This window comes from Streptomyces chumphonensis (genome assembly GCF_014779715.1).
GTDB classification, from domain to species: Bacteria; Actinomycetota; Actinomycetes; order Streptomycetales; family Streptomycetaceae; genus Streptomyces; species Streptomyces chumphonensis.
In genome coordinates this window covers 255,298-267,341 of the sequence record NZ_JACXYU010000007.1, presented here as the reverse complement: position 1 = coordinate 267,341, position 12,044 = coordinate 255,298, and the positions used below count along the sequence as shown (strand labels likewise).

Sequence of the window (12,044 nt, the reverse complement as noted above, 5' to 3'; positions counted from 1 at the left end):
CGCGACGGCCTCGCTCTCCCGGCTGTAGGCGCGCCCAGGGTCGGCAGGGTGCTGGTCCCGAAGTCAGCGCGCCGGGCGGGTGGGTCAGGCGAAGACGACGGTGCGGTTCCCGTTGAGCAGCACGCGGTGCTCGCTGTGCCACTTCACCGCCCGGGCGAGGGCCTGGCACTCGACGTCCCGGCCGACGGCGACGAGCTGCTCCGGGGTGACCTCGTGCCCGACGCGCTCGACCTCCTGCTCGATGATCGGCCCCTCGTCGAGGTCGGCCGTCACGTAGTGCGCCGTGGCGCCGATCAGCTTCACCCCCCGGGCGTGCGCCTGGTGGTAGGGCTTGGCGCCCTTGAAGCTCGGCAGGAAGGAGTGGTGGATGTTGATGATGCGACCGGCCAGGGCCTTGCACAGGTCGTCGGAGAGCACCTGCATGTAGCGGGCCAGCACCACCAGTTCCACGCCTTCCTCGCGCACGAGCCGCAGGAGCCGCGCCTCGGCCTCGGCCTTGGTGTCCTTGGTGACCGGGATGTGGTGGAAGGGGACGTGGTAGGAGCCCGCCAGCTCGGCGAAGTCGGTGTGGTTGGAGACGACGGCGGCGATCTCCACCGGCAGCGCGCCGATGCGCGAGCGGAACAGCAGGTCGTTCAGGCAGTGCCCGAACTTGCTGACGAGCAGCACGATCCGCATCTTCGCCTCGGCCCGGTGCAGCTGCCAGTCCATCTGGAAGGAGTCGCCGATGGCGGCGAAGCTGGCGCGCAGCTTCTCGAGCGTGACCGGGGGCTCCGCGCTGAAGTGGACCCGCATGAAGAACAGTCCGGTGTCGTGGTCGCCGAACTGCCGGCTGTCCTCGATGTTGCAGCCGGTCATGAACAGGTAGCTGGAGACGGCGTGCACGATGCCCTGCTTGTCCGGGCAGGACAGCGTCAGGACGTACTGGTCGGCTGCGGCGGCCGGCGGCGACGGGCTCATGGGCACAAGAGTGGCACACACCGACCGGTCGGGGGGACCGGCCCACGGGTCCTCGAACCGGCCGGGACCCGCGTGCCCCGGCCCTGCCGTCAGGCGGAGCGCAGCATGATCGCCAGGACGTCGAGGGACTTCGGCGGCTCGTCCGGATCCTCGCCGTCGTTGCCCGCCAGCAGGACGTGTGCGGCGCGGGCGGCCTGGAGCGCGTCCGGCCAGGCCGGGTGCTCCAGGTAGGCGGAGACCGGTGCGTCCGCCCCCACCTGGTGCAGGATGCGCAGCACGCGGAGCACGACGGCGTCCACGGCCGCCGCCTCCCCCGTGTCGCGGAAGACCGAGCCCACGTACTTCTCCGCGGACCAGTGGTCCAGCCAGGTGTCCTCCACCAGGCGGTAGACGGCGTCGGTGACGTCCCCGTAGCCGGGGCGCCCCTCCAGCCAGTGGGTCTGCTGGAAGACGGGATCGGAGAGCATGTGCAGGGCTGAGCGCACGTTGCTGCGCCAGCGCCACCACGGCATGTCGTTGACCGGCATGCCGCCCATGGTGCTGGACCGACGGGCGCGACGGGAAGAGCTGTCCTGTGCTTGCACGGTCATCGATCGTACGTACGCAGGTCCGGGGGCCCGGGGGCAGGGGTCCGCGCTCTTCACCCGGAGGTCGCCTTCCGTTCGGTGGGCATCACTCGAGCGTTACATGCCGCCCGGCAGGGTCGCTTGTCATGACCGCCTCGCGCGAGCCCCGTGCCCCCCGCCCCCGACTCCGGACCGCCGTCTCGGCCGCGCTCGCCGTCGCGGCCGCCGGCACCTCACTGACCGGCTGCGGCACCCTCTCCGCCGCCGAGAACGACCCGATCACCGTCATGACCCTGGCACCGATCGACACCAAGGCCACCAACATGCCCGGCATGACGGCGACCGCCACGGCGTACGCCCGCTGGGTCAACGCCGACGGGGGCATCAACGGCCGCGAGCTGAAGGTCGTGACCTGCAACGAGGGCAACGACGGCGTGCAGGCCGCCGGCTGCGCCCGCAAGGCCCGCGAGGTCGGGGCCGTCGCCGTCGTCGGCTCCTACACGACGCACGCCCGCACGATCATGCCCGCGCTCGAACTGCACGGCATCCCCTACCTCGGCGGCTACGGCCTGACCGAGGAGGAGTTCTCCAGCCCGCTGTCCTACCCGGTCAACGGCGGTCAGCCCGCCCTGGTGGCCGGCAGCGGCCGGCAGCTCGCGGAGGTCTGCGACGAGGTCGCCCTCGTCCGGCCGGACACGATCGCCGGGGACGAGCTGCCCGGTCTGTTCAACGCGGGCCTCGCCTCCCGGGGCGAGGCCGGGCAGGCCGTCGACGTCCCCGCACCGGAGGACTCGGCCGAGTACACCCGGGAGGCGCGTACGGCGCTGCGGGCGGCGGGCGTCCCCGAGGCGCCGGACGCGGAGGCGTCGGAGGCGGGCCCGGACACCGGGACCGGCCCGGGGAACGGCGAGTTCAGCACCATCGCCGACGCGGGCGGCGCCGACGGCGCCTGCGTGGCCGCCACCCTCGGCGGACGCACCGGAACCTTCATCGACTCCTTCAGCCGGCTGCGGGAGTCGTCCGCCGAGGTGACGTTCGCCTCGGTGCTCGGCAGCGTGGAGCAGTCCCTCGTCAACCGCACGGGCGGCGCGGACAGCATGCTGGAGGGCTCCTACGTCACCAGCTGGTACCCGGCGAGCCAGGAGCCGGTGTGGGACGAGATGCGCGCCGCCACCACCGAGCACGCCTTCGGTGACAACCGCATCGACCTCGCCGATCCCGGCGTGCAGACGACGTGGGTCGCCTACACGGTGCTGAGGTCCGTCCTGGAGGGCATGGAGGGGCAGGAGATCACCCACCGCACGGTGCACCAGGCGCTCGACGCCACCGGGCCCGTCAGCACCGGCGGCATCACGCCGGACCTGAGCTGGCAGTACGAGGACCTGCTCGGCTCCCCCAACTACCCGCGCATCGTGAACTCGATGGTCAACTTCCAGCAGGTGCGCGACGGGCAACTCGTCGCGGCACGACCGAACCCGGTGGACATCGGCCGCACACTCAACCAGATCACGGGCGGCTGACCGGACCGGCCCCGCCGCCGTTCGTGGCGGCACCGGCCGTCGGCACCGGCGCGCGGGGGCGGGCCGGTGCCGGCGTCACGCGTCAGAGCTGGGTCGGCTGCCGTTCGCTCAGGCCGTGCTCGCGGGCGATCGGGTTCCACAGCGCCGCCGCCTCCTTCTTCGCGGCGGTCGCCTCCCCGCTGCTGCGGTTGCCCGCGCCCAGCGCCTCCGTCGTCCTGGCCTCGCCGCCGGGGCAGCCGCCGGAACCCGCGACGTCGTCGGCCCACTGGGCGTAGTGGTCGTCGGCCTCCGCGGACGCCTTCCAGGCGGCCGTCAGCTGCTCGGTCAGCGCCTCGTGGTCCGGGAGGCGGTCCAGGTCGAGCTCGTCGAGGCGGTCCACGAGGTCGTTGCGCTGCCCGGCGGCGTCCCGCAGGTCCTCGGCCGCCTTGCCGAGCTTCGTGCACTCCTTGATGTTCTCCACCGAGCTGATGACGGCGTCACGGCTGTTGTTGCTGTCGGCGAGCAGGGCGTCGAGCGCCCGGGCCTGCTCGGCGGCCGTGTCACCGGCGGGCTCCTCCGGCTCGGCCGAGGGCGCCGCGCTGCGTCCCGGCTCCTCCACGGGTTCCTCGTCCCCGCCGCTCAGGGCGACGCCGACGGCCAGCCCGGCGGCGACGATGACGAGGGCGGCGGCGGCCACGACCAGGAGCGGGTTCCGGCGCCGCCCCTCGGTCCCGTACGGCTCCTCCGGTCCCTGCGGGCCGCCGGGCCCGGGGCCGCCGGGGCCCGCGGGGCCACCGGGCGGCTGGGCGTGGCCGGGGTGCGGCCCGCCCGCCTGCTGCGGGTAGCCGTAGCCGGAGCGGGGCTGCGGGTAGCCGTAGCCGGCCCGGCCGGGGGCGGCCGGGCGCTCGGGCGCGACGGCGGCCGTTCCGTCGGCGGGGCGGAACAGGCTGTCGAACTCGGCCGGCGGCTGCCGGTCCTCCGGCGCTCCGGGCCGGATGCCGAAGGGCTTCCCCGGCGGCGGCTGCTGGGCGGGGGGCTGTGCGGACTGCTGGGCGGGGGGCTGGGCGCGGTGCCTGCCGGCGCGCTGCTGCGCGGGGACCCGGCGCAGCTGCTGGGTGCTCTCCGGGCCGCCCTGCGCAGCGGCGGACGAGGCCGCGTCGGCCCCGGGAGCGGGCACGCCCTGCGGCGGCAGCAGCTGCGTCTCGTCCGCCGGACCAGGAACGCCCCGGTGCGGCGGGGGGCTGCCGCCGTAGGACGGCTGCGGCGGCAGCAGCTGCGTCTCGTCGGCCGGGCCCGGAGCGCCGTGGTGCGGCGGCGGGGGGCCACCGTAGGACGGCGCCCCGCCGGACGGCAGCGGCGGCAGCACCTGCGTCGCGTCCGCCGGGCCCGGAACGCCCTGGTGCGGCGGCGCGGGCTGGACGCCGGGGTGGGGCGGCATCAGCTGCGTCTCGTCCGCCGCGCCGGCCCCCGGGGCGGGGGGCGGCGGGCCGGCCGGGGCCGGGGGCAGGTGTGCGGGCGGCGGGGGCGGCACGGCGGCCGACGGTCCCCAGGGCTGCCCCCAGGGCTGTCCGCCCGTCGGCGGGGCCGACTGCGCGTGCTCCTCGGTCCTCGGCGGCCACGGCTCGCTGTTGGACGGCAGGACGACACCCTCGCGCGGCTCGTCGCCGTGCCCGCTGTGCGCTGTCACCGACGCACTCCTCACACCTTGCAGCTGTGCACCCGAGCGCTCATCCCACCGACCCGGATGGCGCGTTGACCTTCGGCCCCGTGGTCGGGGCATCGTCGGCTCACGCTACCGGGTGGCTCGCACACACGACCACGTCGTCCCCCGCGAGCCGGTCCGGCACCGGCTCAGGCGGGTGGTCCGGCGGCCGACCGTTCGGTGAACTCCCGCACGGCGGGCTCGGTGGCGAAGGGCTCCAGGCGGCGCCGGAAGGCGTCCAGGTACTCCCGGCCGCGCTCGGAGCGCAGCGTGCCGAGCAGGGCGAGGGCCTCGGTCCCGGTGTGACACGCCAGGTCGACCTCGCGCTGACCGGCCTGGGCGTCCGCGAGCAGCAGCAGACCGATGGCGCGGCGCCGGGTACGGCCCTCCGGGTGCAGGGAGAGCGCCTCCTCGGCCCGGCGCCGGGCGGGGTTCGGCCGGCCGAGGTCGCGGTGGCAGTGGGCCAGCTCGTCGGCGAGGTAGGCGGCGTCGAAGTGCGCTATCCAGGACGGGTCGTCCCCGGCGTCGGTCGCCGCCTCGGCACGCTCGAAGGCGGCGAGGGCCCGCCCGGCGGCCAGGCGGCAGGCGGGCGCGTCGCCCAGCACCGCGTGGCCGCGCGCCTCGGCGGCGTGGAACATGGCCTCGGTGCGCGGGGTCACGTGGCCGCGGGCGCCCTCCTGCGCCGCGCGGGCGAGCTGGGCGACCTCCCGGGGGCTGCCGAGCGAGGCGGCGAGGTGGCTCATCCCGGCCGCGAGGACGTAGCCGCCGTAGGCGCGGTCACCGCCCGCCTGGGCGAGGCGCAGCGCCTGGATGTAGTGCCGCTGGGCCAGCCCGGGCCGACCGGTGTCCACCGCCATGTACCCGGCCAGTTCGGCGAGCCGGGCGGCGGCGCGGAAGAGGGCGCGGCCCACGGCGTCCCGGTAGGAACCGGTCAGCAGCCCGGCGACGACTCCGGCCAGGTAGTGGGAGAGGACCGGGCGCACGTGCCCGCCGCCGAATCGGTGGTCGAGCGCGGAGAGCGCCTCGGTCGTCGCCGTGACGGCCACGACGTCCGCCATGCCGACGCGGGGCCCGACGGTCCGCTCGACGCCCGCGTCCGGCGGGTTGATCAGCCAGTCCCGGGAGGGTTCGACGAGGGCGGAGGCGGCGACGGGGCGGCCGGTGACCAGTTCTCGGCGGCCGGCGTCAAGGCGCCACAGCTCGCACGCCTCCTCCACCGCGGCGGTGGTGTTCTGCTCGTAGCGCAGGCCGAGCCCGGCGGCGGGGTGGCGTGGACCCGCCATGCCGATCTCCTCCACGCCGACCGGGCGGCCCAGCTTGCGGGCGAGGGCCTCGGCGATCACGGCGGGCGCCCGGCCGCGCGGCTGCTGGCCGCGCAGCCAGCGGGCGACGGACGTCTTGTCGTACCGCAGGTCGAGGCCGTGCTCGGCCCCGACGAGGTTGACGCGGCGTGCCAGGCCGGCGTTCGAGCAGCCGGCCTCCTCGATGAGCGACCCGAGGCGTTCGTTGGGCTGCCGGGCGGTCAGGTGGCGCGGGGTCGGTGGTGCGGTGGCCATGGTGGTCCCCTCGATCCGACGGCGTGCACCGGGAGTGGCTACCCACGCGCACCGCGTCGGCCGGGTCTGCGCCCCCGTCCGTGCTTCCGTGCGCCGCGAGGACCCCTGCGTGCCCCGGCGTGCCCTCGCGTGCACGGGAGGGGAGGGCTGCGGGACCGGTGCACCTCCGGTGCGGTACCGACCGGCCGTAACCCCGGCCGGGGCCGGGAGTTGTGATGGGCGTGGAAGAGACGATCGCAGTCACCCCGGCGGGCCCGCCCCCGCAGCCGTCCCCCAAGGTGCCCCGCCAGCCGGTCCCGCGGCACGGCGACACACCGCTCGACCACGCCGTCCGGTACGCCGGGGAGCGGCACTGGGACGTCCTGCCCGGCACCTGGCTGGAAATCGTCGACGGGGTGCCGCGCTGCACCTGCGGCTCGGCGGGCTGTCCGGCGCCCGGCGCCCACCCCGCCGAGCCCGGCTGGGCCGCGCACGCGACGGGCAGCGGGGCGGCCGCGCGGCGGCTGTGGGAGCGGTCGCCGTTCGCCTCGGTGCTGCTGCCGACGGGCCGCGCCTTCGAGGCCGTCGACGTGCCGGAGGTCGCCGGGTGCCTGGCCCTGGCCCGCATGGAGCGCATGGGCGTGCCGCTGGGTCCGGTGACGTGCACGCCGCTGGGGCGGATGCTGTTCTTCGTGCTCCCCGGTGCGGCGGCGAAGGCCCCCGATCTGATCCGGCGACTGGGGTGGTCGCCGGGGGCGCTGGACCTGGCGACGCACGCCGCCGGGTCGTGGGTCGCCGCCCCGCCCACCCGCGTCGGGGTGCGGGGCTCGGTGCAGTGGGCACGGCGTCCCACGGCGGCCAACCGGTGGCTGCCGGACGTGGCGGAGCTCCTCCCGCAGCTGGCCTACTGCTGCGGCCAGGAGGCGGCGGCGTCCCGCCGGAGCTGACCGGGCCCGCGCCGCCCCGGTCGGACCGGTGGCGGCGCGGTCAGGGCAGCGTCGCCGCCAGGAAGGGCTCGACCGCCGCGCGCCATGCCTCCGGCTGGTCGTAGTGGAGGAGGTGTCCCGCGTCGGGCACCTCCGCGTACGCGCCGTCCGGCAGGACGCGGACCATCTCCTGCGCCTCGGCGCGACCCAGCTCCCCGTCGATGCCACGGACGACGAGGGCGGGGCAGCGGACCTGGGCCAGCTCGTCCCAGTGCGCGTCGTGCACCCAGGCCTCACGGGCCATCAGCATCTGCCGGCGGGAGAACACCGGGCGCCAGCCGTCGGCCTGTTCGGCCATGACCTCGGCGTAGAACGCGCCCCGGGAACGGCTGGGCCGCTCCAGCGCCGGATCGTCCTCACCGAACCACCTCCGTACGTCGGCCTGGGTGGCGAACGGCAGCGGCCAGGAGCGGTACCACGCCTCCCACTCGCGCTGGGACTGCTCGCCGAGGGCGGAGGCCCGCATGTCGGCGACGACCAGGGAGCGGACGAGGTCGGGACGGCGCGCGGCGAGCTGCCAGGCGGTGAGCGCGCCCATGGAGTGGCCCACGAGCGCGACGGGCCCGAGACCGAGCTGCTCCACGGCGGCCTCGGCGTCGGACACGAAGGCGTCCCGGTCGAACGGGCCGTCCTGCGGCTTGTCGCTGCGCCCGTGCCCGCGCTGGTCGAGCCCGACGGCCCGGTAGCGGGACGACAGCCAGCGGGCCGTCGTCGCCCAGTGGGACGCCCGGCCCATCAGTCCGTGCAGTAAGAGCACGGCGGGCCGGTGCTGCTCCTCCGACGCGGCCGCCGCCCGCTCCCCGTCGGGGGGCGTCTTGGGCGGGTCGTCGAACTCCCAGGCGGCGAGCCCGACTCCGCCCGCACCGGTGACATCGATGCGTCGCACCATATGACCCGACACCCCCATCCGGAAACTGGCTGGAAATCCGCTCTACGACGCTTGCCCGGCCTCCGGGCGGGGAACCGACCCCGGCCCTCGGCGCACACCCCACGGTATCGAACGATCATTCGAACACGCGTGGAAGCAGCGCAACTTCCCACCTTCGAGTGACGGCGGATCACGGTTGACGCCCCCTGCGCCGGGGAGAGACGTAGCGGGAGGCGGGCGCCACACGGAATCGGGAGGTATCGGGCGCCCGAGGGAGGCGGCCCGGGATGCTCGGGGATCCGGGCCGCACCCGACAGGGGGTGCGGGGAAGCGGGGCCCCGGTCGCATGCGGCGCCGGGGCCTCCGCGACGAGCCGTCCGGCCACGTCCACCCCTTCCGCCCGACCGATGCGTCAGGTGCCAGGGTGTCACGCCCCGCACCCGGCCGGACGCATTCCGGTCAAGTGCCCGAGGAAAAAACCCGTGTTGACGCGACGTCAGCACGATCGGCGAAGAACCGCAGGTCGCACGGCCGACGCCCACCCGGTGCCCCACCGGAACGGATACCTCCGCTCAGCGCTTGGCGACGAAGACGTGGGCCGCGACCTCCCCCTGGAGCTCGGCCGCCTCGCCCCCGCTGCCGACGTGCACGGCGCCCCCCGAAGCCGGCGTCACGGTGACCACGGAGCCGGGCTGCACGCCCGCCCGCCGCAGCGTGTACATGAGCTGGGAGTCCGTCTGGATCGGCTCGCCGATGCGCCGGACGACGACGGTCTTGCCGTCCGGCCCCGGGGCCAGGTCGGCGAGGCTCACCATCGCGTCGGCCAGGAACGGCTCCCCGTCCCCCGACTCCCCCAGCTCCTCCAGCCCCGGGATCGGGTTGCCGTACGGGGACTCGGTGGGGTGCCGCAGCAGCTCCAGCACCCGCCGCTCGACGGCCTCGCTCATCACGTGCTCCCAGCGGCACGCCTCGGCGTGGACCTGCTCCCACTCCAGCCCGATCACGTCGACGAGCAGGCACTCGGCGAGCCGGTGCTTGCGCATGACGCGGGTGGCGAGCATGCGGCCCTCGCCGGTCAGCTCCAGGTGGCGGTCCCCGGCGATGGTCAGCAGACCGTCCCGCTCCATCCGGGCCACCGTCTGGCTGACGGTCGGACCGCTCTGGTCCAGGCGCTCGGCGATGCGGGCACGCATGGGCACGACGCCTTCTTCCTCCAGCTCCAAAATGGTGCGGAGGTACATCTCGGTGGTGTCGATGAGTCCTGACATCTGGTCTACGTGCCCCTCGTCAGCTGGTGCGGTGGCCCTGGCCTCAATTCTGACGCATGCGGCCGACAACCGTTGCCACCGTGCCCACACAGCGGGCGCGCACCGGCGGCGCGGGCCCTCTGGTCCAGACCTCTTCGGTCCTCTAGCGTGAGCGCCATGAGCGCGAGTGAGCTTGCCGACCGGTTCTTCGACGGTGCGATCGGCCTGCTGGAGCAGGTCAGGAAAGGGGAGGCGGCGTCCGTCGCCGCGGCGGGCACGCTGCTGGCCGACACCGTGGCCGAGGGCGGCCGACTGTTCACCTTCGGGGCCGGGCACTCCTCGCTCGTCGCCCAGGACGTCGTCTACCGGGCCGGCGGCCTGGCCGTCGTGAACCTGCTGACGGTCCCCGGCGTCGTCGGCGTCGACGTCCGCCCCGCGACCCTCGGCAGCGCCCTGGAGTGCGTCGACGGGCTGGCCACGGCCACCCTGGACGCCTCCCCCGCCCGCGCCGGGGACGCCCTCGTCGTCGTCTCGCTCTCCGGCCGCAACCCGCTGCCCGTGGAGATGGCGCAGCACGCCCGGGAACTGGGGCTGCGGGTGATCGGCCTGACGTCGGCCGCCTACGCGCGGGAGACCGCCTCCCGGCACGCCTCGGGCACCTTCCTCAAGGACCACTGCGACGTCGTGCTCGACTGCCGGGTCCCCGTCGGCGACGCCACCCTCACGCACCCCGGCATCCCGGCGCCCTTCGCCCCCGCCTCCACCGTCGTCGCCAGCGCCCTGCTCCAGGCCGCCGTCGCCACGGCGGCCGGCGTCCTCGCCGAGCGGGGCCTCACCCCGCCGCTGCTGCGCTCCGGCAACGTCGACGGCGGGCACGCCTGGAACGAGCGCGTCATGACGGAGTACGCGGACCGGATCTTCTACCGGGACTGAGCCGCCGGGCCGCCGCGCGGGCGGCGCTCCCCGCGCACCGCCTGCGCCAGGTCCACGGAGGCCGCGATCCGCACCGCGATGTCCTGCGCGTACACGGTGTCCGCCCGGTCGAAGTTGCGCCGGGCCGGGCCGCGCAGGAACGTGACGACGCCCAGCGTCCGGCCCCGGCTGCGCAGCGCCGCGCACAGCCCGTACGCCGTCCCCTCCGGCCACGAACGCGCCGCGGCCCACTCCGGGGACGTGCTCCCGCCCGCCCCCGCGCGCACCGGGCCGCCGTGCTCGAACGCCTGGAGCGCCGGGTGGTTGGCCATGTACGGGACGGGCAGGCCGCTCTCCGGCGTCGGGTGCCAGGCCGAACCGCCGGGGGCGTGCGCCGTCCGCACCAGCCGCGCGCCGGCCGCCAGGTCCAGCAGGGCGTGGTCGGCGTACCCGGCGAGGGCGAAGTCCAGGTGGGCGACCGCGGCCTCCATCGGGTCCTCGCACTCGGCCGCCGCCCGCGCCGCCCGGTGCAGCTGGCTGTCGCGGAACCGCAGCCGGGCGGCCTGCTGCTCGGCCAGCTTGGTCTCGGTGACGTCGTGGAACAGCCAGGCCACCCCCAGCGGCACCGGCTCCTCCGCCAGCGGCGAGGACAGCCGCAGGAAGCCGCTGCGCCAGCACCGCCGCAGCGGCGGGTCCACCGGGCCGTCGCCGTGCGGCCGCAGCGTGACCCACAGGTCCGCCGGGGCGGGCGGGGTGCCCTCGGCCAGCACGTGCTGCAGCGCGCTCTCCAGCTCCTCCAGGCCGTTGCTGAGGGCGTCGCCGAGCGGCCGGCCCAGCAGCGTCGAGCGCCGCACCCCGAAGGCGCGGGCCGCGTGCTGGTTGACGACGGCCGGGCGCAGGTCGGCGTCGATGAGCACCACGCCCCACGACGCGTCGTCGAACAACGCCTCGCTCAGCGCCACCGACCGCTCCAGGTCGATCTGCGTGTGCACCTCGCTGAACGCGCAGTAGACGCCCGCCGGCTCCCCGGCCGCATCCCGCACGACGGAGGACTGCGTGCGCACCAGCACCCGGCCGCCGTCCTTCGTGACCAGCGCGAACTCGTGCACCTGGCGGCCCGGCACGCGCATCGGCGCCAGCAGCCGCTCCTCGACGTCGGCGGCGTCGGCCGGGCGGACCGCCCAGCCGCTCAGGCCGCGCCGCCCCACGGCCTCCTCCTGGCTCCAGCCGAGCATCCGCTCGGCCTCGCGGTTCCAGTGGGTGACGACGGCGTCGCCGTCCAGGGCGAACAGCGCGGCGTCCATGCCGTCGAGCAGCGCCGCGAGCAGACAGGAGCCGTCCGGCACCTCGGGGGCGGCGGAGGTGCCCTCCCCGCCGTCGGCCGTCGGCTCGGAGTGGGTATCGGGCTGAGCGGACATCTGCACCCCCGGCGGCCCGGCTCGTGGCCGTGCCGCTCTGCTGCTCGAAGCGGTGGACTCCTGGACCCGCGTGTACGGGCGATTACGTGCACGGGGCACGCACACTCATTCAACGCGAACGTGACGCAACACACACCCCGTTCGCGGAAATCGTTGCGCCCTTGAAATTCCGTTGCCCGGCCCCGGGGAGCGGAGTTAGCGTGCGGGCACACGAGAAAGGAGGTGATCCGGAGCATGCATGACCACCGGACGCGTGAGGTGACTGCGGCCTAAGGGCCTGCCGTCTCGCTCAGCGCAGCCGGCTCAGCCCGGCTCATATCCACGCAGTCACCCGGCCTGCGGGTCGCCGGT

The 12,044-nt window shown here is 75.4% G+C and carries 10 protein-coding genes; 3 read left to right on the top strand and 7 right to left on the bottom strand.

The features are described 5' to 3' along the window. Window positions 1-84: 84 nt before the first annotated feature. On the bottom strand, window positions 85-960 hold the full coding sequence (gene purU, locus IF129_RS15985) for a formyltetrahydrofolate deformylase (RefSeq protein ID WP_191210328.1): 876 nt from the start codon (window positions 958-960) through the stop codon (window positions 85-87). Between the two features lie 89 nt (window positions 961-1,049). After that, entirely contained in the window at window positions 1,050-1,550 is a 501-nt protein-coding gene (locus tag IF129_RS15980) for an SCO4402 family protein (protein ID WP_191210327.1), read from the bottom strand. Window positions 1,551-1,672: 122 nt separating this feature from the next. Here IF129_RS15980 and IF129_RS15975 point away from each other — a divergent pair, with 122 nt between their 5' ends. Further along, entirely contained in the window at window positions 1,673-3,046 is a 1,374-nt protein-coding gene (locus IF129_RS15975; protein ID WP_191210326.1) for an ABC transporter substrate-binding protein, read from the top strand. An 82-nt stretch (window positions 3,047-3,128) separates the two neighbouring features. Here IF129_RS15975 and IF129_RS15970 read toward each other — a convergent pair whose 3' ends face one another. Both IF129_RS15970 and IF129_RS15965 read right to left on the bottom strand, forming a co-directional pair. Beyond that, window positions 3,129-4,712, bottom strand: coding sequence for a hypothetical protein (locus IF129_RS15970; protein ID WP_191210325.1), 1,584 nt, complete (start codon window positions 4,710-4,712; stop codon window positions 3,129-3,131). Window positions 4,713-4,876: 164 nt separating this feature from the next. Continuing rightward, window positions 4,877-6,283 carry a transcriptional regulator gene (locus tag IF129_RS15965; RefSeq protein WP_191210324.1) on the bottom strand — a complete coding sequence of 469 codons (1,407 nt, stop codon included), beginning with the start codon at window positions 6,281-6,283 and terminating at the stop codon, window positions 4,877-4,879. 212 nt (window positions 6,284-6,495) lie between these two features. Here IF129_RS15965 and IF129_RS15960 point away from each other — a divergent pair, with 212 nt between their 5' ends. Continuing rightward, window positions 6,496-7,209: a bifunctional DNA primase/polymerase gene (locus tag IF129_RS15960; protein ID WP_381480061.1), complete on the top strand. Its 714-nt coding sequence runs from the start codon at window positions 6,496-6,498 to the stop codon at window positions 7,207-7,209. Between the two features lie 40 nt (window positions 7,210-7,249). Here IF129_RS15960 and IF129_RS15955 read toward each other — a convergent pair whose 3' ends face one another. Both IF129_RS15955 and IF129_RS15950 read right to left on the bottom strand, forming a co-directional pair. Further along, window positions 7,250-8,137, bottom strand: a complete 888-nt coding sequence (locus IF129_RS15955; protein WP_191210322.1) for an alpha/beta fold hydrolase — start codon at window positions 8,135-8,137, stop codon at window positions 7,250-7,252. A 551-nt stretch (window positions 8,138-8,688) separates the two neighbouring features. Further along, window positions 8,689-9,384 (bottom strand): metal-dependent transcriptional regulator, encoded by a 696-nt coding sequence (locus tag IF129_RS15950; protein ID WP_191210321.1) that lies wholly within the window; start codon window positions 9,382-9,384, stop codon window positions 8,689-8,691. A gap of 156 nt (window positions 9,385-9,540) precedes the next feature. Between IF129_RS15950 and IF129_RS15945 the strand changes: the two genes are divergently transcribed. After that, window positions 9,541-10,296, top strand: coding sequence for an SIS domain-containing protein (locus IF129_RS15945; protein ID WP_191210320.1), 756 nt, complete (start codon window positions 9,541-9,543; stop codon window positions 10,294-10,296). Here the strand turns inward: IF129_RS15945 and IF129_RS15940 are convergent. Beyond that, window positions 10,284-11,693, bottom strand: a complete 1,410-nt coding sequence (locus IF129_RS15940; protein WP_191210319.1) for a PAS domain-containing protein — start codon at window positions 11,691-11,693, stop codon at window positions 10,284-10,286. The genes IF129_RS15945 and IF129_RS15940 overlap by 13 nt on opposite strands. Window positions 11,694-12,044 lie beyond the last annotated feature (351 nt).

Coding starts and splice junctions, on each gene's coding strand:
- IF129_RS15945 (WP_191210320.1), top strand. CDS start 9,541: ATGAGCGCGAGTGAGCTTGCCGACCGGTTCTTCGACGGTGCGATCGGC.
- purU (WP_191210328.1), bottom strand. CDS start 960: ATGAGCCCGTCGCCGCCGGCCGCCGCAGCCGACCAGTACGTCCTGACG.
- IF129_RS15940 (WP_191210319.1), bottom strand. CDS start 11,693: ATGTCCGCTCAGCCCGATACCCACTCCGAGCCGACGGCCGACGGCGGG.
- IF129_RS15980 (WP_191210327.1), bottom strand. CDS start 1,550: ATGACCGTGCAAGCACAGGACAGCTCTTCCCGTCGCGCCCGTCGGTCC.
- IF129_RS15955 (WP_191210322.1), bottom strand. CDS start 8,137: ATGGTGCGACGCATCGATGTCACCGGTGCGGGCGGAGTCGGGCTCGCC.
- IF129_RS15965 (WP_191210324.1), bottom strand. CDS start 6,283: ATGGCCACCGCACCACCGACCCCGCGCCACCTGACCGCCCGGCAGCCC.
- IF129_RS15950 (WP_191210321.1), bottom strand. CDS start 9,384: ATGTCAGGACTCATCGACACCACCGAGATGTACCTCCGCACCATTTTG.
- IF129_RS15975 (WP_191210326.1), top strand. CDS start 1,673: ATGACCGCCTCGCGCGAGCCCCGTGCCCCCCGCCCCCGACTCCGGACC.